Genomic DNA, 21,921 nt, shown 5'->3' on the forward strand with positions numbered 1-21,921 from the left:
GCGCGGGTGCGCGCCGCCGGCTCATTGACTTTGCCGCGCGCCGTTAGCCGTTCGGCCGAATGTTTTTTGACCCGGGTTTCGCTTAGACTGGATTTTTTCAAGCGGAGTATCGAATGAACCCTATCTACTCGTTTTCGGCGGAAACCCTGGGCGGCGAAACCGTCAGCATGGACAGTTACCAGGGCAAGGTGCTGTTGATCGTGAATACCGCTAGCGAGTGTGGATTCACGCCGCAGTACAAGGGTTTGCAGGAGCTGCACGAACGTTACGCGGATCGCGGCTTTGCGGTGCTGGGTTTCCCGTGCAACCAGTTCGGCAAGCAGGAACCAGGCGATGCCGCTCAAATCGGCAGCTTTTGCGAACAGAACTACGGCGTCACGTTTCCCATGTTTGCAAAGGTCGACGTGAACGGGGCGAACGCGCACCCGCTGTTCCGTTATCTGACCGAGGAAGCGCCGGGCGTGCTGGGGACCGAAGGCATCAAGTGGAACTTCACGAAGTTCCTCGTCGACAAGGAAGGCAACGTGATCACCCGGTTCGGCTCGGTGACCAAGCCGGATGCGATTTCCAGCGATATCGAAAAGCTGCTCTGACGGCGGCTTTCAGGCGACGAAGCGACGTCTGGCTGGACGTCGCGCTCGTCAAAGAATCGGCGAAAACAAGCGCGCGACGTGCATCGCCATGCGGCGCCACGCGGGGGCGCCGAGATAATCGTCGCGGCTGATTTCCCATGATTGCGCGAAGTCGTCGAGCAGCATTTTTTCGACTTCGCTTGCAAAGCCCCGGTCCACGGTCAGGACCATGATTTCGAAGTTGAGGCGAAACGAACGGTTGTCGAGATTTGCGCTGCCAATGGCGGCGGACATGTCGTCCACCAGCACCACTTTCTGATGCAGGAAGCCCGGGCGGTATCGAAAGATCTTTACGCCGGCGAGCAGTGCATCGTACGCATAGAGTGTCGAGGCAGCGAACACCACGCGGTGATCGCGCCGGCTCGGAATCAAAATACGCACGTCCACGCCGCGCAAGACGGCGAGCCGCAGCGCGGAGAACACGGCTTCATCGGGAATGAGATACGGCGTCGTAATCCAGATCCTCGAACGCGCCGCGTTGATCGCTTCGACGAAAAACAGCGAGCACGTTTCCTGGTGGTCGGCGGGGCCGCTCGCGAGGATCAGGCAGCTCATGTCGGCTTCCGATGTCTTCGACGCCTCCACTTCCGGAATGCGTTGTGTCGCCCAGTACCAGTCTTCTATGAACACGAACTGTATGCTCGCAACCGCCGGACCGCGCACTTCAATGTGGGTATCGCGCCAGGGCGACAGACGCGGATTCGCGCCGAGATATTCCACGCCTACGTTGTGACCGCCGACGAATGCGCACTCGCCGTCGACCACCACGATCTTGCGATGGTTCCGGAAGTTGATCTGGAAGCGATTGACGAACTTGCGCTTGGTCGCGAACGGATGCGTTTGCACGCCGCCCGCGCGCAAGGTGTTGACGTAGCGTTTGGGCAAATCGAAGCTGCCGATGCTGTCGTAGAGAAAATAGACCCGCACGCCTTGCTGGGCCTTTCTGAGCAGCAGGTCTTTGAGCTTCTCGCCGAGATCATCGTCGCGAACGATGAAAAACTGCACGATCACATAGACCTTCGCAGCGTCGATGGCTTTGAAGATTGCGTCGAACGTGGCGTCGCCGTTGATCAGCACACGCACCGAATTGCCGCGCAGGAACGGCATGCCGCTCAAACGCGTCAGCGCGCGGATGGTCGGATGGCCCAGATACTCCGCGGGGTCTCCGGCTGCCGCGCCGCGCAGGCGGGCGGCTTCATCGGGGAAATTCCATTCTGTCGGGTGCGCGCTCTTGCGCAGGATCTCGTTTTCCAGCCGTCGCGCGTCAATGTACCCGGCGAACTTGCTGCGCCCGAGAAAGAGATACGGGATCAGCGTGAAGTAGGGCATGGCGACAAGCGACACGGCCCAGGCGACCGCGCCTTGCGAGGTGCGGGTGTTGAGCACCGCGTGGTACGCGGCGGCCGCGCCCAGCAAATGGGCGATCATCACAAACGTGCCGAGATGAAGCCAGTCCTGCGACTCGAAGTGCATGTAAGCGGCGCCTGGTAATACCGGTAATCGAGAGTTGCGCCGTCAGCCCGGCAAGTCGGCTGCCTGGATGAGGAACACGTTGTCGTCGCCGGCGCTGGTCGAGAGCCAGACAATATCGAGGCCGCCGAGCGTGGCTTCCACGTTGGCCCGTTCATTGCCGATTTCGACCACGAGCACGCCGTCTTCGGTCAGCCACTTGCGCGCTTCACCCACAATCCGTTTCACGATATCCATGCCGTCCGCGCCGCCCGCGAGTGCTAGTTCCGGCTCGTGGCGGTATTCAGCGGGCAGGGTTTGCATGGCGAGCGCGTTGACGTACGGCGGATTCGTGATGATGACTTCGTAGCGGCCAACGGGCAGCGGCGCGAACAGATCGCCCTCGTACAGCGCGACGCGCGAATCCAGGTCGTAGTCATCCACGTTTTTATGCGCGACTTCCAGCGCGGGCGCGGAGATATCGACGGCGTCAATGTCCGCATTCAGGAACGCCTGTGCCGCGAGGATCGCGAGGCAGCCGGAGCCCGTGCAGAGTTCAAGCACGCGCGACACTTCGTCGGGGTCCTGCACATACGGCTGCAAGCCATCCTGCAACAACTCGCCAATAAACGAACGCGGCACGATCACGCGCTCATCCACATAGAAACGGTGCCCGTGCATCCACGCTTCGTTTGTGATGTAAGCCGCCGGTACGCGGTCCGTCGCGCGGCGCTCGATCACTTTCATGATGGCGTCGATTTCGGTGTCGAGCAGACGTGCGTCGAGGAACGGATCGAGCGTGTCGATCGGCAAGTGCAAGGTATGCAGCACGAGGTACGCGGCTTCATCGAATGCATTCGATGAACCGTGGCCAAACGACAAGTCTGCCGCAGTGAAACGCGACACGGCAAAACGCAGCAGATCGCGAACGGTGGTGAAGGGAAGCGCCATCGCAGGCTCCTTATAAGAGTGAGTCGGATCAGGCAAGCAGGGTTTCCAGCACGCGCCTATACACGTTTTTCAACGGTTCGATAAACGCCACTTCAACGTGTTCGTCGATCTTGTGAATGCTGCCGTTGGGCGGTCCGAATTCGACCACCTGTTCACAGATGCGCGCAATGAAGCGTCCATCCGAGGTGCCGCCGGTAGTAGACAGTTCGGTGCGCACGCCGGTTTCATCAAGGATGGCTTGCTCCAGCGCGTTCGACAACGTGCCGCGCGGCGTGAGGAACGGCAGGCCGCTCACGCTCCACGCGAGATCGTAGTCCAGATCGTGTTTATCGAGGATCGCGTGAACGCGGCTTTGCAGTCCTTCCACCGTGCTCGCGGTGGAGAAGCGGAAATTGAACATCAGGTCGATGTGACCCGGGATCACGTTCGTTGCACCCGTGCCGCTATGCAGGTTGGAAACCTGCCACGTCGTTGGTGGGAAATATTCGTTGCCGTCGTCCCAATGGGTCGAGACCAGTTCGGCAAGCGCGGGCGCGAGCAAATGGATCGGGTTCTTCGCGAGATGCGGATAGGCAATATGCCCTTGCACACCTTTCACGACCAGCTTGCCGGACATGGAACCGCGCCGGCCGTTCTTGACCATGTCGCCGAGCGTGATATTGGACGTAGGCTCCCCGACGATGCAGTAGTCCAGCCGTTCGCCACGCGCTTTCAACGCTTCGATGACCTTGACGGTGCCGTCGGTGGCGGGGCCTTCTTCGTCGCTCGTGATCAGGAAAGCCAAGGAGCCGCGATGCGCCGGGTGCGCCGCGACGAACTCTTCGCTCGACACGACGAACGCCGCAATCGACGTCTTCATGTCCGCCGAACCGCGGCCGTACAGTTTGCCGTCGCGGTGGCTCGGCACGAACGGCGGCGAGGTCCATTGCTCCAGCGGACCCGTCGGCACGACATCGGTGTGGCCGGCGAACGCGAGCAGCTTGCCGTCGACGCCGTCAGTGCCGCGTTTCACGGCCCAGAGATTCGTGACGCCGCCCGACGCGATCGTTTCGCACTCGAAGCCAATTGCCGATAACCGCTCGATCAGCAGGTTCTGGCAGTGCTGGTCGTCGGGCGTGACGGACGCGCGCGCGATGAGTTGTTCCGAGAGAAGAAGAGTGCCGGACATGGATTCGAGCCACTTTCAATAAAAAATGCCGGCGCGGCGGCCGGCAGGAATCAAGATTCGCGCGTCTGTTGCGCGTCTCTTATCAGGGCGCGCGCAATGCTGCGCTCAAAGTTTAAGGCTTAAATCCAGACTCTAAACGAACAGCGTTTCGTACTTCTCGGCATCGAAACCGAGCGATTTCACGCGGCCGTTGACCACGAGCACGGGCCGCTTGATGATCGACGGCTTGTGGATCATCAACGCAATCGCGCCCGCCGTGGAGCCGGCTTCGTCCTTATACGTATCCGACAGGCCGCGCCAGGTCGTGCCGCGCCGGTTGATCAGTTCGTCGAGCGTGACGTCCTTCAACCAGTCCTGCAACAAGGCCGTGTTCACCCCGGCTTTCTTGAAGTCGTGGAATTCGAACGGCACATCATGTTCTTCCAGCCACACGCGCGCTTTCCTCACGGTGTCGCAATTCGGAATCCCATACACGACGATCTTTTTCGCGGCCATGGATCAATCGCCTCGCAGCAACTCGTTCAGGCCGACCTTGGCGCGCGTTTTTGCGTCAACCTTCTTCACGATCACCGCGCAGTACAGGCTGTGCGAACCGTCCTTCGAGGGCAGGTTGCCCGCGACCACCACCGATCCCGCCGGAATGCGGCCATACGTGACAGAACCCGTTTCGCGGTCATAGATCTTGGTGCTCTGGCCGAGATACACGCCCATGGAGATGACCGAGTTCTCTTCCACGATTACGCCTTCCACCACTTCCGACCGCGCGCCAACGAAGCAGTTGTCTTCGATGATCACCGGGTTCGCCTGCAGCGGCTCCAGCACGCCGCCAATACCTACGCCGCCCGACAGATGCACGTTCTTGCCGATCTGCGCGCACGAACCGACGGTGGCCCAGGTATCGACCATCGTGCCTTCATCGACATACGCGCCAATGTTCGTGTACGACGGCATCAACACGACGTTCTTGGCGATGAACGAACCGCGGCGCGCGATGGCCGGCGGCACGACGCGAAAGCCGCCCGCAGCAAAATCTTCAGCGGTGTAGTTGGCGAACTTCGACGGCACTTTGTCGTAGAACTGGCTGTATCCGCCAGCCGGCATCGGCGCGTTGTCTTCCAGGCGGAACGACAGCAACACCGCTTTCTTCAGCCATTGATTGACCACCCATTCGCCGTCGCGTTTCTCGGCGACACGCGCCAGGCCCTTGTCGAGTTGCTCGATGGCGTGAGCGACGGCGTCGCGCACTTCGGCGGGGGCCGATTTCGGTGACAGCTCGGCGCGGTTGTCCCAGGCGGTATCGATGATCTGCTGAAGTTGTTGCGACATGGTCGTGACTTAAGTGAGTGCTGCGATTTAAGGAGGGATTTACTGCGGCAGCCGATGCTGAGCCAGCCGATGCTGCGTGAGCGTGCTGCAAAATTCGACGATACGCCGCGCACCTTCCACACATTCGTCGACATCGGCGACCAGCGCAATGCGGATGAAGCCGCTGCCGGGATTCGTGCCGTGGGCGTCGCGCGCCAGGAACGAGCCCGGCAAAACGGTCACATTATAGTCGGCGTAAAGGCGGGCGGCGAACTCGGTGTCGGTGAGGCCGGTGCGTGCCACGTTCGCCCACAGGTAGAAAGCGGCGTCGGGCAGGCGGACGTCGAGCACCTCGGCGAGCATGGGGGTGACGGTCGTGAATTTCCTGAGGTACAGCGCGCGGTTGTCGCGCACATGCGCTTCGTCTTTCCACGCTACAACGCTGGCCGCCTGGAACATGGGCGAGAGCGCCGCGCCGTGATAGGTGCGATAGAGCAGGAATTGCTTGAGTATCGATGCATCGCCGGCGACGAAGCCCGAGCGCATGCCGGGCACGTTCGAGCGCTTGGAGAGGCTGGAGAGCATCACCAGCCGTTCGAAACCGCGGCCGAGCTTGTGCGCGGCTTCGAGGCCGCCCAGCGGCGGCGTGGCTTCGTTGAAATAGATCTCGGAATAGCATTCATCGGAGGCAATGACGAAACCATGCCGATCCGATAGCGCAAACAGCTCGCGCCAGTCGTCGAGCGTCAGCACGGCGCCGGTCGGGTTGCCCGGCGAGCAGACGTAGAGCAATTGGGTGCGCGCCCAGACGGCGTCGGGGACGGCTGCGTAATCACAGGCGAAGTTGCGCGCCGGATCGCTGTTCACGAAGTACGGCTCGGCGCCGGCCAGCAAGGCTGCGCCTTCGTAGATCTGATAGAACGGATTCGGGCACACGACAACCGGCGGTTCACCGCCGCTGCGGCTGTCGATCACCGTCTGGGCGAGCGAAAAAAGCGCCTCGCGCGAGCCGGAGACGGGCAGCACTTCCGTGGCTGCATCGACTGCGGGCAGGCCGTAGCGCTCTTTGGTCCAGTCAGCAATGGCCTGACGCAGCGGCTCGCTGCCGGCCGTTGCGGGATACGACGCCAAGCCGGACATTGCATTCACGACAGCCTCGCGGATCAGCGCCGGCGTTGCATGTTTCGGCTCGCCGATACCGAAGCTGATCGGCGCCAAATCCGAGCGCGGCGTGACGCCTTTGAATAGCGCGCGCAGCTTTTCGAATGGATACGGCTGAAGTTTCTGGAGAAGTGGATTCACGGCGAAGTCGGTGCAGACGATGAAACGACAAGGCTCGGATTATAGCCCTCCGCAGGCCCCTGATTGGGTTTGCCGGTGTTTTGAAGGGATTACGCCGGCGGCTGGCAGGCCGTTTTCAAGCGCACGTCGGCATCGGGCCATTGCCGTCGCCGCCAAGCCGAAACCAACCGGCATGAAGCCCTGCAGAACCCCGGCCCGCCGCCCGTTGCGAGCAAAAATCCCCGTGTCAGCAAACCAAAAGAATTCAAGACGCGCGATGGTATGATTGTCACCGTTCGCCGGGTTGCATGCTTGCGGTTTATATATAGAAGGCCTCAAGCAATAGCACCACGGGTTGCTCGCCGTCGCGTCTGATCGACGGGGTTCGGCCCACCGCCCGAGCGTTTTCGACCGGCGTTTGTTTTATCTCCTGCCGCACAAGCATGATGGCTCGGAGGCCCGCCGGCCCGTTCTCCCGAATTCTTTTCAATCAGCGATATCGCCGTGCGTCTGACCTCGATAAAACTCGCTGGCTTCAAGTCCTTCGTCGATCCCACCCATTTCCAGGTCCCAGGCCAGCTTGTCGGCGTGGTGGGCCCGAATGGCTGCGGCAAATCCAACATCATCGACGCCGTGCGCTGGGTGCTCGGCGAATCGCGCGCTTCCGAGCTGCGCGGCGAGTCGATGCAGGACGTGATTTTCAACGGCTCCACGGCGAGGAAGCCCGGTAGTCGCGCCAGCGTCGAACTCATCTTCGATAATGCCGACGGCCGGGCCGGTGGCCAGTGGGGCACCTACGCCGAAATCGCCGTCAAGCGCGTGCTCACGCGCGACGGCACGTCGAGCTATTACATCAACAACCTGCCGGCCCGGCGCCGCGATATCCAGGACATCTTCCTCGGTACGGGTCTCGGACCGCGTGCGTACGCGATCATCGGGCAGGGCATGATCGCCCGGATCATCGAAGCGAAGCCGGAAGAGTTGCGGGTGTTTTTGGAAGAAGCCGCGGGCGTGTCCAAGTACAAGGAACGCCGCCGCGAGACCGAAAACCGCCTGCACGATACCCGCGAAAACCTGACGCGCGTGGAAGACATCGTGCGCGAGTTGAGCGCGAATCTGGAGAAGCTCGAGGCGCAGGCGATTGTCGCGACGAAGTACAAGACGCTGCAGGCCGAAGGCGAGGAAAAGCAGCGGCTCCTGTGGTTGTTGCGCAAAAACGAGGCAGGCAACGAGTCGGAGCGCCAGCAGCGCGCGATCAGCGACGCGCAGATCGAACTCGAAGCGCAAACCGCCAAGCTGCGGGAAGTCGAAGCGCAACTCGAAACCTTGCGCGTGGCGCACTACAGCGCAAGCGACGCCATGCAGGGCGCCCAGGGCGCGCTGTACGAGGCGAACTCGGAGGTGGCCAAGCTCGAGGCGGAGATTCGCTTTATCGTGGAATCGCGTAATCGGGTGCAGGCCCAGATCGCTGCGTTGAGCGCTCAGCGCGAGCAATGGCAGATGCAAGCCGAGAAAGCCCGCGGCGAGATCACCGATGCCGAAGAGGCGCTGGCTATCGGCGAGGAAAAGGCGGCGATCGCGCAGGAAACGGCTGCGGCGAAACACGACGAATTGCCCGCGCTCGAAGCGCGTTTCCGCGACGCCCAAGCTGAGTTGAACGCAGAGCGCGGCGGTATCGCGCAGACTGAACAGGCGTTGAAACTCGAGGCCGCGCATCAGCGCAATGCGGATCAGCAATTGCAGCAGTTGCAGCAGCGTCACGAACGCCTGAAAAGCGAAGCGGGCGGTTTGGACGCGCCCGACGAAGCGCAGCTTGAAGAGTTGCGCATGCAACTGGCCGAGAACGAGGAAATTCTCGCTGAAGCTCAAGGCCGCCTCTCCGACGCGCAGGACACGCTGCCGCGCCTGGATGGCGAACGTCGCTCGGCACAAGAAAAAGTGCAGGCCGAAAGCGCGCTGATCCATCAGCTTGAAGCGCGGCTTGCGGCGTTGAAACAGTTGCAGGAAAACGTCCAGACCGAAGGCAAGATCCAGCCGTGGCTCGATAAACACGAACTCGGTTCGTTGCCGCGGCTGTGGAAAAAGCTGCACGTTGAAGCGGGCTGGGAAACGGCGCTGGAGTCCGTTCTGCGTGAGCGGCTCGCGGCGCTGGAAGTATCGAATCTCGACTGGGTGAAGGCGTTCGCGACCGACGCGCCGCCGGCCAAATTGGCGTTCTATGCGCCGCCCAACGCCGGCCGTCCGCAGGAAACACCTGCCGGCTTGCGGCCGTTGCTTGCTCTGCTTCGTATCGATGACGCCGGCCTGCGCGCCGTCCTGACTGACTGGCTGGGCCAGGTTTTTGTCGCCGATGACATCGCCCAGGCGCTTTCCTCGCGTTCGCAATTGCCGGACGGCGCCGCGTTCGTGGTGAAGGCCGGGCATGTGGTGACGCGAGTTGGCGTGCAACTCTACGCTGCCGACTCCGAGCAGGCCGGCATGCTCGCGCGCCAGCAGGAAATCGAAAACCTGACGAAGCAAGTACGCGCGCAAGCTCTCCTCGCCGATGAAGCCAAGGCCGCGGCCGTGCGAGCGGAAGCGGCGCACACGCAGGCATCGGCAAGTCTCGGCGATGCCCGTTCTTCCGCCGAACGCGCGACCCAGCGCGTCCACGCATTACAAATGGATGTGCTGAAGCTTGCTCAGGCGCAAGAGCGCTACATGCAGCGCAGCACGCAGATCCGCGAGGAACTGGCTGAAATCACCGCACAAATCGATGAACAGCGCGCCCTGCGTGCAGAATCGGAAGCGAATTTCGAGCGTCACGACGGCGAACTCGCTGAGTTGCAGGCACGCTTCGAAGACAATCAACTGGCGTTCGAAGCACTCGACGAAGCGTTGACCCACGCCCGCCAGGAAGCGCGCGACCTCGAACGCGCGGCCACTGACGCCAGCTTTGCGGCGCGCGGGCTGGCGGCGAAGATCGAGGAATACCGGCGCAACATCGAAACGGCGAAGGATCAGAGCGAACGCGTAGCCGGAGCGCTTGAAGACGCCCGCGCCGAACTCGAAACGATCAACGAGCAAACGGCGCACACCGGCTTGCAGGATGCGCTCGAATTGCGCGCGGCCCGCGAATCGGCGTTGCAATCGGCACGTATCGAACTCGACGATCTCACTGCGCGCCTGCGTCAGGCCGACGAATTGCGGCTTATCGCGGAACGTTCGCTGCAGCCGTTGCGCGACAAGATCAGCGAATTGCAGTTGAAGGAACAGGCGGCTCGCATCAGCGGCGAGCAGTTCATCGAGCAACTGGCGGTGGCGGGTGTGAATGAAGCCGACTTGCAGGCCAAGCTCACGCCGGACATGAAACCCTCGTATCTGCAGGGCGAAGTCACGCGGCTGAACAACGCAATCGCGGCGCTTGGCGCCGTGAACATGGCGGCTCTCGATGAACTCGCCGCGGCGAGCGAACGTAAGGAGTTCCTCGACGCGCAATCGGCGGATTTGAACGATGCCATCGGCACGCTGGAAGACGCGATCCACAGGATCGACCAGGAAACGCGTTCGCTGTTGCAAGGCACGTTCGATGAAGTGAACCGTCATTTCGGCGAGCTTTTCCCGCGTCTTTTCGGCGGCGGTCAGGCGAAACTCGTGATGACCGGCGACGAAATTCTCGATGCCGGCGTGCAAGTGCTCGCGCAACCGCCGGGCAAGAAGAATTCGACCATTCACTTGCTGTCGGGCGGCGAAAAGGCGCTCACCGCCACCGCGCTCGTGTTCGCGATGTTCCAGTTGAATCCGGCGCCGTTCTGTCTGCTGGACGAAGTGGACGCGCCACTCGACGACGCCAACACGGAACGCTTTGCGAACCTGGTGCGGGCGATGTCGGAGAAGACGCAGTTCCTCTTCATCTCGCACAACAAGATCGCGATGGAAATGGCGCAACAGCTGATCGGCGTGACGATGCAGGAACAGGGCGTCTCGCGGATTGTTGCCGTGGATATGGAATCCGCGGCGGGTTTCGCCCAGAATGCTTGAAAGTTTGACCGGGCTTTCTTGGCACGGATGGCAAAAAAGTGTGAAGAGCCGGCCTGGGAGGCCGGTTTTGGCGCGCAGGCGCGGAGTGACCCACGCGGTGCGGATGAAAAATCCGGCGCTGCTCGGGTCGCAGATCGCGCAGCGTAAGCTCAACAAGCGCTCAATCGAGCGCCGGATGCCTCAATAGCGCCGCCAGGCGCGCCGAGAGCGCAACCAGAAAAGAATGACGGAGAGTGCATGGACGAGTTGACACTCGGGTTGATTGGAGCGGGGGCCGTGGTGGTAGGCGGTGTGGTGGTGTACAACGCGTGGCAGGGCGCCAAGGTGCGCCGCAAGATGCCGCGCCCTATGCCTGACGAAGCAGCGGAGTCGCTTGCACGCAACGACGCCGACGAGGAGCATCCGTTCATCGAACCGACCCGCCCGGTGCGGCGCGAACCCGCCATGGGCGAGGGTGAGGGCGAGAAAGCGGACACGCGGGTCGAGCCAAGTTTCGGCGGTGCGCCGCTCTCCACGGTGGCGCCGGCCGATACCGCAGTCGATATCCAGGCTGAAGCGACCTCGGTAAATGGCGATTTCCCGGAGACGAATTCGTCGACCATGTCGCCCATCCTGGCGGACGATGACGACCCGGTTTTGCCCGCGGCCACCACGATTTCATCGGCGCCGCCGGCTACTGTTGACCGCCGGATCGATTGCGTGGTGCCGATCCGTTTGCTGGCCCCCATCGCGGGCGAAAAGCTGATTCCGAGCGCGCAGAAGCTGCGTCGCGCGGGCGCGAAGCCTGTGCATATAGAAGGCAAGCCGGAAGGTGGCACGACCTGGGAGCTGCTTAAAAACGGCGCGCGTTATGAAGAGCTGCGCGCGGCGGCACAATTGGCCAATCGCGGCGGCCCGCTGAACGAGCTGGAGTTCTCGGAGTTCGTCACGGGCGTGCAGCGTTTCGCCGATGCTATCGACGGTTCGCCCGAATTCCCCGACATGCTGGAGACGGTCGGCATGGCGCGCGAACTCGACGCGTTCGCCGCTCAATGCGACGCGCAGTTGTCGATCAACATTCTCTCCGACGGCGCGCCGTGGTCGGCTAACTATGTGCAAGCGGTGGCCTCGCAGGACGGCTTGCTGCTGTCGCGCGACGGCACGCGTTTCGTCAAGCTCGATGCACGCCAGAATCCGGTATTCATGCTGCTTTTCGGCGATACCAACTTCCTGCGCGACGACCTGACGTACAAGGGCGGCCAGATGATCACGCTGGTGCTGGATGTGCCGGTGGCCGATGAGGACATCCTGCCGTTCCGCCTGATGTGCGATTACGCCAAGTCGCTTTCCGAGCGCATTGGCGCGCGGGTGGTGGACGACCAGCGCCGGCCATTGCCGGAATCGTCACTGCTGGCAATTGAAAAGCAGTTGATGACGCTGTACGCGAAGCTTGAACATGCCGGTATTCCGGCAGGCTCGCCCGCCACACGGCGATTGTTCAGCCAATAAAAACTGACAGCGGCGCCGGTTGGACAGTTAGCGATTTTCGTCGGGCATCGTGGCTTCGACTGCACGGCCAATGCCACGATCAGCCGATCTCTGAGACAATCAACAGGTCGGTTTCTTCTAACTATCTAGCCTGTCTCGCCGCATGTCTGCCAAACCGAAAGCTGCTGCCAAAGCTGATTCCGCCGCCTCCATTGCTTCGGCTGCGCACGGCGCGCCCGTCGCCAGCAAAGAGCGGCCGGCTGAGCGTGCCGTCTGGCTGCGCACGGAACTCGAGCGCGCCAACTACGCGTACTACGTTCTCGATCAGCCGGATCTGCCTGACGCCGAGTACGACGTCCTGTTCAAGGAGCTGCAGCAGATCGAGACGGATCAACCCGACTTGATCACGCCGGACTCGCCCACGCAACGCGTCGGTGGCCAGGTCGCAACGGGTTTTCAGCCGGTCACGCACGACGTGCCCATGCTCTCGCTGAACAACGGTTTCGCCGACGAAGACATCATCGCGTTCGATAAACGCGTCGCCGACACGCTCGGTCACACGCCCGTGGAATACGCGTGCGAATTGAAATTCGACGGCCTGGCCATCTCTCTTCGTTATGACGACGGCATCTTCGTTCAGGCAGCCACGCGGGGTGATGGCGCCACGGGCGAAGAGGTCACGGAAAACGTCCGCACCATCCGTTCGATCCCCCTGAAACTCAAGGGCAAAAACCTGCCGAAACGGCTCGATGTGCGCGGCGAAGTGCTCATGTTCAAGCGCGATTTCGAGAAGATCAATGCGCGCCAACGCGAGGCTGAACAACGCGAGTTCGCGAATCCGCGCAATGCGGCGGCCGGTGGTTTGCGGCAACTCGATCCCAAGATGACCGCGCAGCGCCAGTTGTCGTTTTTCGCTTATGGGATTGGCGTGCTGGAAGGTGTGGACATGCCGCCGTCGCACTCGGCGCTGCTCGACTGGTACAAGGAAATGGGCCTGCCGGTCAACGCGGAGCGCGGCGTGGTGCAGGGCGCGGAAGGCTTGCTCGAGTTCTTCCGCAAGACCGGCGAGAAACGCGATGGTCTGCCGTATGACATCGACGGTGTGGTCTACAAGGTCAACCAGCGCGACGAGCAGGACAAGCTGGGTTTCGTGTCGCGTGCGCCGCGTTTCGCGCTCGCGCACAAGTTTCCCGCGCAGGAAGCGCTCACGCAGTTGCTGGCTATCGACGTTCAGGTCGGCCGGACGGGCGCTATCACACCGGTTGCGCGCCTGACGCCTGTGTTTGTCGGCGGCGCGACGGTCACGAACGCGACGCTGCATAACGAAGACGAAGTGCGGCGCAAGGACATTCGTATCGGCGATACGGTGATCGTGCGGCGTGCCGGCGACGTCATTCCCGAAGTGGTTGGCGCGATTCTCGACCGGCGTCCGGACGATGCCCGCGAGTTCGTGATGCCGACCGAGTGCCCGGTCTGCGGATCGAAGATCGAAAGGCTTCCTGACGAAGCCATTGCGCGCTGCACCGGCGGCCTGATCTGTCCCGCGCAACGCAAGCAGGCGCTGTGGCATTTCGCACAACGGCGCGCGCTGGATATCGATGGGCTGGGAGAGAAAATCATCGACCAGCTGGTCGAGCAGAACATTGTGCGCACGCCCGCGGATCTGTTCAATCTCGGCGTGGCCAAGCTCGCCGCGCTAGACCGTTTCGCCGATAAATCCGCCCAGAATCTGTACGATTCGCTCGAAAAGGCGAAGCAAACCACCTTGCCGCGTTTTCTGTACGCGCTCGGTATTCGTCACGTCGGGGAATCGACGGCGAAAGACCTGGCCAAGCATTTCGGCTCGCTCGATCCGATCATGGCGGCGAGCGTCGAGCAATTGCTGGAAGTGAACGATGTCGGCCCGGTCGTGGCCGAGTCGCTGCACAATTTTTTCAGCGAAGAACACAATCAGATGGTGATCGAGCAGTTGCGCGCGCCGGGCAAGGTGACCTGGCCCGAAGGCCCGCCCGCGCCGAAGGCGCCGCAGGGCGTGCTCGCCGGCAAGACGGTCGTGCTCACCGGCACGCTGCCCACGTTGTCCCGCGAAGACGCGAAGGAGATGCTGGAGGCGGCGGGCGCGAAAGTGGCGGGATCGGTGTCGAAGAAGACGGATTATGTGGTGGCGGGAACGGAGGCGGGCAGCAAGCTCGTGAAAGCTGAGGAACTCGGCGTCCCGGTGCTCGACGAAGATGGTATGCGCAGGCTTTTGGAGGGAGAAACCCCATGATTCGCGAAATCCTCAAGATGGGCGATCCGCGTTTGTTGCGTATCGCGGAGTCAGTCGATCACTTCGATACGCCCGAGCTACATGCTCTCGTTGAAGACATGTTCGACACCATGCGCCACGCCAACGGCGCCGGGCTGGCCGCGCCGCAGATCGGCGTGGATGCGCAGGTCGTGATCTTCGGTTTCGCGCACAACGAGCGTTATCCGGAGGCCGAACCCGTGCCGGAAACGGTGCTGATCAACCCGATCATCACGCCGGTCTCGCACGACATGGAGGAGGGGTGGGAAGGGTGCTTGTCGGTGCCGGGTTTGCGCGGCGCCGTGCAGCGATACACCATGATCCGCTATCAGGGGTTCGACCAGTACGGCTCACCTATCGAACGGCTGGCGGAGGGATTTCATGCTCGTGTCGTGCAGCACGAATGCGATCACCTGATCGGCAAGCTTTATCCCATGCGGGTTACGGACTTCTCGAAATTTGGTTTCACCGAGATCCTGTTTCCGGGGCTTGATCCGAAAACCGACGATTGATCGATGGGTTGGTTTGGCGGGGTATCAAGCCATATGACGAAATAAGGGCCGCGAAGAATCGCGGCCCTTTTGTTTGGCGAGATGGTTGCAGCAGAAGCAGCTTTCGTCGCAGCGCATCGCGTGATTAGCCGGCAACGCGCTCAGCCGTGGCGGATCACATTCATCATCGAGAATCAGCGACCGCCAAAACCCTGCGGCGGCATCGTCAAGCGAAGCTTTTCTTGGGTCCCGACGCCATTGCCGGCTGGCGAAACAATGCGATGTGCTCCGGATTGGCCGATGCCTGCAAGCGTCCGTCCGGCAATCGCGCGATCACAACTTCACCCACGCCCGGGCTGGTCACGACGACTTCGTCGCGCACGGCGAGCAGCGCGTCGAGTCGTCGCCGGCCGCTGACGATTTCGAGGCCGGTCTTGGTTTCGCGAACAATGATTTCGACGGACATGGCAATTCTCCAGTAGCTCAGCGCCTAAGTACACGCGACTCGAAGCGGTAAATTGCGCGTGTACCTGACTAACGGTCATGCGTCACATTTTCTTTAGCCAAAAAGTTGGCCAAAAAAAAATCGATGCGATCGGCGGGCGCCGTTCGCATCGATTGGTAACAATTTCTTGGTTTTTCCGCGACGATTTGGAGCGCGGAAAGCTTCAAACGAAGCCGCTTTAGAACGCTTCGTCCGCGCCCAGATAACGCCACTGACCCGGCGGCAAGGCGCCGAGCGTCACGCGGCCCATCCTGATCCGCTTCAGGCCAACCACTTCCAGACCAACCAGCTCGCACATCCGGCGAATCTGGCGTTTTTTGCCTTCACGCAGGACAAAGCGCAACTGTTCACCGTTTTGCCAGCTGACCTGCGCTGTTTTGAGCGGCACGTCGTCGAGCGAAAGTCCGTGACGCAGCAACGCGAGGCTTTCGGGCGGGAAGTGCGGTTCGATATCGACTTCATGCTCGCCGAATTTCACGCGCACGAGATATTCCTTATCGACGTCCGAATGGCCGCCAATCAATTGCTTCGCTACCCGGCCGTCCTGGGTCAGGACGAGCAGGCCGGTCGAATCGATATCCAGGCGGCCTGCCGGTGCAAGCGTGCGCAGATGCAGCGGCGTGAAACGGATGCCGGACTGGTCGTCGGCCCAATGGTTGGACGGATTGACCAGCGTGACAGCCGGTTGATACCCGTCTTCCGCCTGACCGGACACGTAGCCGACCGGCTTGTGGATCAGGATGGTGACCTGCTGCATCTGGGCCGCGTGCGCGGCGGGCGCAATTTCAACGTTCTGGTCGGGACGAATCTTGGTGCCGAGCGTATCGATGACTTCGCCGTCGACGAGCACCCAGCCCTTTTCGATCCATTCATCGGCTTCACGGCGTGAGCACAGGCCGAGCTCCGACATCACCTTCGACAAGCGCACGAGCCCTTCTTCATTTTCGCGCGCGATGCGGGCGGGTGAGGGCGGGGCGTCGGCGTCGCGCGGTTTTGACGGCTTCGATACCGGTTTGCGTGCGGCGGGTTTGCGCTCCTCGCCGAAGCGTCCGGATGTGTCGCGTGCTACGTAAGGGCTATCGCCCGAGGGCCGTTGGCGGTCGGTGGGAGCCGGACGTGGGCTGCCGTCGTGTGCGTGGTTGCGCTCGCGCGGGGCGGCGCCATGCTCACCGCGGTCATTGAATGCCGGGCGCGGCGTGCGGTCGCTGCCGGGGCCGCGCGAATCGTCGCGGGGCTTGAACGGACGGCGTTCGGCGTCGCCGGAAGGGCGGTCGCCACGCGGGGCGCTGCGGTCGCCGAAGGAAGGACGGGGGCCACGGTCGCTGCTCGGACCTCGCGGAGCATCGCCACGCGGGGTGAACGGACGGCGTTCGCCATCGCCGGAAGGCCGATCGCCACGCGGCGCGCCGCGGTCGCCAAACGACGGACGCGGGCCACGGTCGCTGCTCGGACCACGCGGGGTGAACGGACGGCGTTCACCATCGCCGGAAGGCCGATCGCCACGCGGAGCGCCACGGTCGCCAAAGGACGGACGCGGACCATGATCGCTGCTAGGACCACGCGGCGTGAATGGACGACGTTCACCATCGCCGGAAGGCCGATCATCGCGCGGAGCACCACGATCGCCAAACGACGGGCGCGGACCACGGTCGCTGCTCGGCCCACGCGGAGCATCGCCACGGGGCGTGAATGGACGACGCTCACCATCACCGGAAGGCCGATCACCGCGCGGAGCACCACGATCGCCAAACGACGGGCGCGGACCTCGATCATTACTCGGACCACGCGGCGTGAACGGACGACGCTCACCATCGCCGGAAGGCCGATCACCACGCGGAGCGCCACGATCACCAAACGACGGACGCGGACCACGATCACCGCTAGGACCACGCGGAGCATCGCCACGCGGCGTGAACGGACGACGTTCTCCATCGCCGGAAGGCCGATCACCACGCGGAGCACCACGATCGCCAAACGACGGACGCGGCCCACGATCACCACTCGGACCACGCGTCGCATCACCACGCGGCGCGTATGGACGACGTTCACCATCGCCCGAAGGCCGATCACCACGCGGAGCGCCACGATCGCCAAATGACGGACGCGGACCGCGATCACCACTCGGACCACGCGGAGCATCCCCACGCGGCGCGTACGGACGGCGTTCACTATCGCCGGAAGGCCGATCACCACGCGGAGCACCACGATCGCCAAACGACGGACGTGCCCCACGATCACCCGCGCCACGCGAATCATCACCACGCGCCTTGAAAGGTTTCCGCTCTCCGGAGCCCGCACCCGCCGGCCGAGCACCACCCGCCGGTTTATCGCTACGCACAGGCCGGTCGCCGCTCGCCATCTCGGCGCGAGGAGGTTTCTTCCGTCCGGCAGCGCTGCCGGTACGAACGGGGGAACGTGCCGGCGATGCCGGGCGCGGGTGCTTCGCTGTCAGTTTGACGCGCATATATTCTCAGGCTGCGATCGCGCGCAGCAGTTCGGTTTCGACCTGGATCTGCGTCCGGTTGTCGGATAGGGTTTTGCCGTCGAGCAGGAACACGTCTTCCACGCGTTCGCCAAGCGTATTGATCCGCGCCGCGTGGACGCCGATCCGGTGCTGGGCCAGAACCCGCGCGATCGAATAAAGGAGGCCCTGCCGGTCGTTAGCCGATACGGACAGGATGTAATACTGACCACGTTCGTCGGGACGTAAATCCACCCGCGGCGTGATCGGAAAAGTGCGTACAAGCCGTGAAACCCGTCCCTTCGACGGTTCCGGCAAGATGCCCTCGGCAGTCAGCAACATGCTCAACTGCTGTTCGACGAGGTTCGCAATGTCGCGATAATGCCCGTCATGGTCGGGATGCGCGACCAGAAAATTGTCGAGTGCGTAGCCGTGCCGGGTGGTGGTGACACGTGCATCGAGCACGGACAGGCCGTTTTTGTCGAAATAAGCGCAAATCCCGGCGAACAGGTCCGGTCGGTCCTGCACGTACACCAGTACCTGGAGCGCGGCGCCAATCGGCGACGGCCGCGCGCGCACGATCGGCTTTTCGCTCTCAACGTGTTTATAAAGCACGCGGGTCTGCCAGGCGATATCGGCGGCGTCGTGGCGCAGGAAATAACCGACGTCGAGCTTCTCCCACAGCACTTTTTCCGCGTTTTCGGGCACGGTTTCAAGGCGCAGCAACGCGAGCGCGTCTTCCTGGCGCGACTTGAGTTCCGAGTGCGCGTGCAGTTCGGCGCCGCCGAGCACGGCGCGCGTGGCACGGTACAAATCTTCGAGCAGCTTGCCTTTCCACGCGTTCCAGACTTTGGGACTGGTGCCGCGGATATCGGCGACGGTCAGCAGGTACAGCGCGGTCAAGCGGCGCTCGGTCTTGACCATCGATGCAAACTGCTTGATGACTTCCAGATCGCTCGTGTCCTGCTTCTGCGCGACCTGGCTCATGGTCAGATGCTGTTCCACGAGCCATACCACCAGGTCGCTGTCGTCCGCGCCGACATCGTGTTCACGGCAAAAACGGCGTGCATCCGCCATGCCTAGCACGGAGTGATCGCCGCCGCGGCCCTTGGCGATATCGTGAAAAAGCGCCGCAATATACAGCACCCACGGGCGCTCGAAATTGCCCATCAACTGGCTGCAGAACGGGTATTCATGCGCGTGTTCGGCCAATGCAAAGCGCCGCAGATTGCGCAACACCATCAGGATGTGCTGATCGACGGTATAGACGTGATACAGGTCATGCTGCATCTGGCCGACGATGCGCCGGAAGTTGAGCAGGTAACGCCCGAGCACGCTTGTCTGGTTCATCAGCCGCAGCGCGTGCGTGATGCCTTCGGGCTGCTTCAGGATCTCCATGAACAGGCGCCGGTTCTCGGCATCGCGCCGCCAGTCGCGGCCCATCAGGTCGCGGGCGTTATAGATCGCCCGCAGCGTTCGGGCAGATAAACCCTTCACGCCGCGCGTCTGTTCGTACAGCAGGAACGCTTCGAGAATGGCGTTGGGTTCACGCTCGAAGACGTCGTCGCTGGCAATTTCCAGCATGCCCTGCTTCTCGACGAAACGCTCGTTGAGCACGCGCGTGATGCCGCTCGTCGATGGAAACAGTCGCGCTTCCACGTTCTGGATCAGGATGGTGGCAAGCTGCGTGACGGCTTTGGCGGCCCAGTAGTAGCGGCGCATGAGTTGTTCGCTCGCACGCTTGGACGATGTCGCCTTGTAGCCGAGGCTTTCGGCCAGCGCCGTCTGCAAGTCGAAGACGAGGATGTCCTGGCGTCGCCGGGCGATCACATGCAGTCGCGCGCGCAGCGTCTTGAGAAAACCTTCGTTGCGGCGCAGTTCGCTCGCTTCGCGTTCGGTGATGAGGTCGCGCGAATCCAGTTCACGCCAACTGCTGCCGAAACCGGCTGCGCGCGAGATCCATAAAATAAGCTGCAAGTCGCGCAGGCCGCCGGGACTTTCCTTGATATTCGGCTCGAGGCTGTACGGCGTGTCCTGATATTTGGCGTGCCGCTGGCGCATCTCCAGGACTTTCGCCTGGAAGAACGCACGCGGATCGAGCGTCTGCCGATAGCGTTCCTCGAAGGTCTCGAACAGCGTTTCGTCGCCTACTATGCGCCGCGCTTCCAGCAGCGAGGTCTGGATGGTGATGTCGTTGCTCGCTTCATCGATGCACTGCGTCACCGAGCGCACGCTGCTGCCGATCTCCAGGCCCAGGTCCCACGCCATGCCGATCAGCCGCTCGATCCGCGCGGCCAGTGACACCGTGTGGTCGAGGGTTTCGTCATCGGGCAAGAGAACGAGGATATCGACGTCCGAGTAAGGCGCAAGCTCGCCGCGCCCGTAACCGCCAACCGCAATCAACGCCGCCGATTTCGGCATCGCGCAGGCTTCCCAGGCGCCGCGGAGCGCTTCGTCGGTGGCGCGCGCGAGGGCGTGCATCAGGCCATCGACGTTGGTCGCGCTCTGGAAGCGCTCGAGCAGGGCCGCCTTGGCCGTCTTGTACGAGGCTTTCAACAAATCAGCGCGGGTTGGGGCGTCGGCAGGTACGCTCATGGGCAGGCGGGTCGTCAGGTCAGTGGGTGAAAATTGCTCGTAGCGAACAGACTGTTCGCCGGTTTTTATTCAGGCTTCGGCGATGCGGCCGGTGCGTACCCCGGCATGGGCTGCATGAAGCGGGCGACGTGCAACGCTGGTGCTTGAAACAAGGTCCAGGATGCCGTACGGGCAGTTGTGGCCGCGAGCTCGAGATATCAGAGAGCGGATGCGGCTGATGCCATCCCCGCCCTATGCCAACCTCTGTACCGCCAGCTTAAGCTGTCTTTAAACCCGGCGAAATAACTGGTTTAAACGATCCGGCGCCATGCACGGACAAAAACTCAACAAGTGAAAGCGCCTGATCGGCAGACCACAACGCATGCACCGCTCGGCCAAGGCACGCAGCGCTTGAACCCGGTCCATCGAGGACAAAACATCCCCCGATTTTCAATCAGCCAGCGTCAAGCCGTTGCGGCGATCAATTGCGAAGGTGCTTGCGTACCCGCCGACACGGTCAGCACGTCGTAACCCGTAGGCGTCACCAGCACCGTATGTTCCCATTGCGCGGACAGGCTGCGGTCGCGCGTCTTGACGGTCCATTGGTCGGGCATGGTGCGGATATCGCGCCGGCCGGCATTAATCATGGGTTCGACGGTAAAGATCATGCCCGCCTGCAACTCGATGCCCGTGCCGGGGCGGCCGTAGTGCAGCACTTGCGGATCTTCGTGGAACACCTTGCCCACGCCGTGGCCGCAGTACTCGCGCACCACGCTGTAGCCCTGCGCCTCGGCGTATTTCTGGATGGCGTGCCCGATATCGCCCAGATGCGCGCCCGGCTTGATCTGGTCGATTCCGAGCCACATGCAGTCGAACGTGGTTTGCACGAGGCGTTTCGCGAGAATCGATCCTTCGCCGACCAGGAACATGCGGCTGGTATCGCCGAAATAGCCTTCCTTGATCACGGTGATGTCGATATTCAGCGCGTCGCCGTTTTTCAGTGTCTTGTCGCCGGGAATGCCGTGGCAAATCACGTCGTTGACCGAGATGCAGGTGGCTTTCGGATACGGCGGGTAGCCGGGCGGCTGGTAATTCAGCGGCGCGGGCACGGTGCCTTGTTCCTGCAGCATGTACTCGTGGCAGAGGCGATCGAGTTCACCCGTCGTCACGCCGGCCACAATATGGGGCGTGATGAAGTCGAGCACTTCGCTGGCAAGCCGGCAGGCGACGCGCATTTGCGCGATATCGTGGTCGTTTTTCAGCGTAATGGACATGACTTGTATCGAGAAAGCGTGTAAGCGGCTGTTGGCGCCAATCGGCCATTATCGCA

General features: G+C 62.3%; 15 protein-coding genes. 5 read left to right on the plus strand and 10 right to left on the minus strand.

Translation table 11 applies throughout. The annotated features are described in order from the left end of the window. The first annotated feature begins 113 nt into the window (after window positions 1-113). Window positions 114-593, plus strand: coding sequence for a glutathione peroxidase (locus ACSOSP_RS01325; RefSeq protein WP_455309139.1), 480 nt, complete (start codon window positions 114-116; stop codon window positions 591-593). Window positions 594-641: 48 nt separating this feature from the next. Here the strand turns inward: ACSOSP_RS01325 and cls are convergent, their stop codons facing one another. The 6 genes from cls to dapC all read right to left on the minus strand — a co-directional run bounded on the left by cls (window position 642) and on the right by dapC (window position 6,807). Next, a complete protein-coding gene (gene cls / locus ACSOSP_RS01330; RefSeq protein ID WP_455309140.1) occupies window positions 642-2,105 on the minus strand; it encodes a cardiolipin synthase in 1,464 nt (487 codons plus the stop codon). A 42-nt stretch (window positions 2,106-2,147) separates the two neighbouring features. Beyond that, window positions 2,148-3,032 carry a 50S ribosomal protein L3 N(5)-glutamine methyltransferase gene (gene prmB, locus ACSOSP_RS01335; RefSeq protein WP_455309141.1) on the minus strand — a complete coding sequence of 295 codons (885 nt, stop codon included), beginning with the start codon at window positions 3,030-3,032 and terminating at the stop codon, window positions 2,148-2,150. 28 nt (window positions 3,033-3,060) lie between these two features. Further along, window positions 3,061-4,200, minus strand: a complete 1,140-nt coding sequence (dapE, locus tag ACSOSP_RS01340; RefSeq protein ID WP_455309142.1) for a succinyl-diaminopimelate desuccinylase — start codon at window positions 4,198-4,200, stop codon at window positions 3,061-3,063. Between the two features lie 132 nt (window positions 4,201-4,332). Further along, on the minus strand, window positions 4,333-4,695 hold the full coding sequence (locus tag ACSOSP_RS01345) for an ArsC family reductase (RefSeq protein WP_414948349.1): 363 nt from the start codon (window positions 4,693-4,695) through the stop codon (window positions 4,333-4,335). Window positions 4,696-4,698: 3 nt separating this feature from the next. After that, window positions 4,699-5,526: a 2,3,4,5-tetrahydropyridine-2,6-dicarboxylate N-succinyltransferase gene (dapD, locus tag ACSOSP_RS01350; protein WP_455309144.1), complete on the minus strand. Its 828-nt coding sequence runs from the start codon at window positions 5,524-5,526 to the stop codon at window positions 4,699-4,701. 39 nt (window positions 5,527-5,565) lie between these two features. Further along, a complete protein-coding gene (gene dapC / locus ACSOSP_RS01355) occupies window positions 5,566-6,807 on the minus strand; it encodes a succinyldiaminopimelate transaminase (protein WP_455309145.1) in 1,242 nt (413 codons plus the stop codon). Between the two features lie 483 nt (window positions 6,808-7,290). Between dapC and smc the strand changes: the two genes are divergently transcribed. The 4 genes from smc (at window position 7,291) to def (ending at window position 15,072) form a co-directional block, all read left to right on the plus strand. Further along, on the plus strand, window positions 7,291-10,806 hold the full coding sequence (gene smc / locus ACSOSP_RS01360; protein ID WP_455309146.1) for a chromosome segregation protein SMC: 3,516 nt from the start codon (window positions 7,291-7,293) through the stop codon (window positions 10,804-10,806). 237 nt (window positions 10,807-11,043) lie between these two features. Beyond that, entirely contained in the window at window positions 11,044-12,294 is a 1,251-nt protein-coding gene (locus ACSOSP_RS01365) for a cell division protein ZipA C-terminal FtsZ-binding domain-containing protein (protein ID WP_455309147.1), read from the plus strand. A 142-nt stretch (window positions 12,295-12,436) separates the two neighbouring features. Continuing rightward, on the plus strand, window positions 12,437-14,542 hold the full coding sequence (gene ligA, locus ACSOSP_RS01370; protein ID WP_455309148.1) for an NAD-dependent DNA ligase LigA: 2,106 nt from the start codon (window positions 12,437-12,439) through the stop codon (window positions 14,540-14,542). After that, a complete protein-coding gene (def, locus tag ACSOSP_RS01375) occupies window positions 14,539-15,072 on the plus strand; it encodes a peptide deformylase (protein ID WP_031364002.1) in 534 nt (177 codons plus the stop codon). The genes ligA and def overlap by 4 nt, the downstream gene beginning before the upstream one ends. Before the next feature lie 205 nt (window positions 15,073-15,277). Here the strand turns inward: def and ACSOSP_RS01380 are convergent, their stop codons facing one another. The 4 genes from ACSOSP_RS01380 to map form a co-directional block, all read right to left on the minus strand. Next, on the minus strand, window positions 15,278-15,517 hold the full coding sequence (locus tag ACSOSP_RS01380; protein WP_414948356.1) for a hypothetical protein: 240 nt from the start codon (window positions 15,515-15,517) through the stop codon (window positions 15,278-15,280). Window positions 15,518-15,734: 217 nt separating this feature from the next. Next, window positions 15,735-17,915, minus strand: coding sequence for a pseudouridine synthase (locus ACSOSP_RS01385; protein WP_455310795.1), 2,181 nt, complete (start codon window positions 17,913-17,915; stop codon window positions 15,735-15,737). Between the two features lie 111 nt (window positions 17,916-18,026). Continuing rightward, entirely contained in the window at window positions 18,027-20,612 is a 2,586-nt protein-coding gene (locus ACSOSP_RS01390; protein WP_455309149.1) for a [protein-PII] uridylyltransferase, read from the minus strand. A 443-nt stretch (window positions 20,613-21,055) separates the two neighbouring features. Continuing rightward, window positions 21,056-21,865, minus strand: coding sequence for a type I methionyl aminopeptidase (gene map, locus ACSOSP_RS01395; protein ID WP_455309150.1), 810 nt, complete (start codon window positions 21,863-21,865; stop codon window positions 21,056-21,058). Window positions 21,866-21,921 lie beyond the last annotated feature (56 nt).

The sequence above is a fragment of the Caballeronia sp. KNU42 genome (assembly GCF_053760385.1).

What these genes read in the sequence shown, in the direction of transcription:
- prmB (WP_455309141.1), bottom strand. Translation starts at nt 3,032, where the DNA reads ATGGCGCTTCCCTTCACCACCGTTCGCGATCTGCTGCGTTTTGCCGTG.
- dapE (WP_455309142.1), bottom strand. Translation starts at nt 4,200, where the DNA reads ATGTCCGGCACTCTTCTTCTCTCGGAACAACTCATCGCGCGCGCGTCC.
- ligA (WP_455309148.1), top strand. Translation starts at nt 12,437, where the DNA reads ATGTCTGCCAAACCGAAAGCTGCTGCCAAAGCTGATTCCGCCGCCTCC.
- ACSOSP_RS01325 (WP_455309139.1), top strand. Translation starts at nt 114, where the DNA reads ATGAACCCTATCTACTCGTTTTCGGCGGAAACCCTGGGCGGCGAAACC.
- ACSOSP_RS01380 (WP_414948356.1), bottom strand. Translation starts at nt 15,517, where the DNA reads ATGTCCGTCGAAATCATTGTTCGCGAAACCAAGACCGGCCTCGAAATC.
- def (WP_031364002.1), top strand. Translation starts at nt 14,539, where the DNA reads ATGATTCGCGAAATCCTCAAGATGGGCGATCCGCGTTTGTTGCGTATC.
- map (WP_455309150.1), bottom strand. Translation starts at nt 21,865, where the DNA reads ATGTCCATTACGCTGAAAAACGACCACGATATCGCGCAAATGCGCGTC.
- ACSOSP_RS01390 (WP_455309149.1), bottom strand. Translation starts at nt 20,612, where the DNA reads ATGAGCGTACCTGCCGACGCCCCAACCCGCGCTGATTTGTTGAAAGCC.
- ACSOSP_RS01345 (WP_414948349.1), bottom strand. Translation starts at nt 4,695, where the DNA reads ATGGCCGCGAAAAAGATCGTCGTGTATGGGATTCCGAATTGCGACACC.
- ACSOSP_RS01385 (WP_455310795.1), bottom strand. Translation starts at nt 17,915, where the DNA reads ATGGCGAGCGGCGACCGGCCTGTGCGTAGCGATAAACCGGCGGGTGGT.
- cls (WP_455309140.1), bottom strand. Translation starts at nt 2,105, where the DNA reads ATGCACTTCGAGTCGCAGGACTGGCTTCATCTCGGCACGTTTGTGATG.
- dapD (WP_455309144.1), bottom strand. Translation starts at nt 5,526, where the DNA reads ATGTCGCAACAACTTCAGCAGATCATCGATACCGCCTGGGACAACCGC.
- ACSOSP_RS01365 (WP_455309147.1), top strand. Translation starts at nt 11,044, where the DNA reads ATGGACGAGTTGACACTCGGGTTGATTGGAGCGGGGGCCGTGGTGGTA.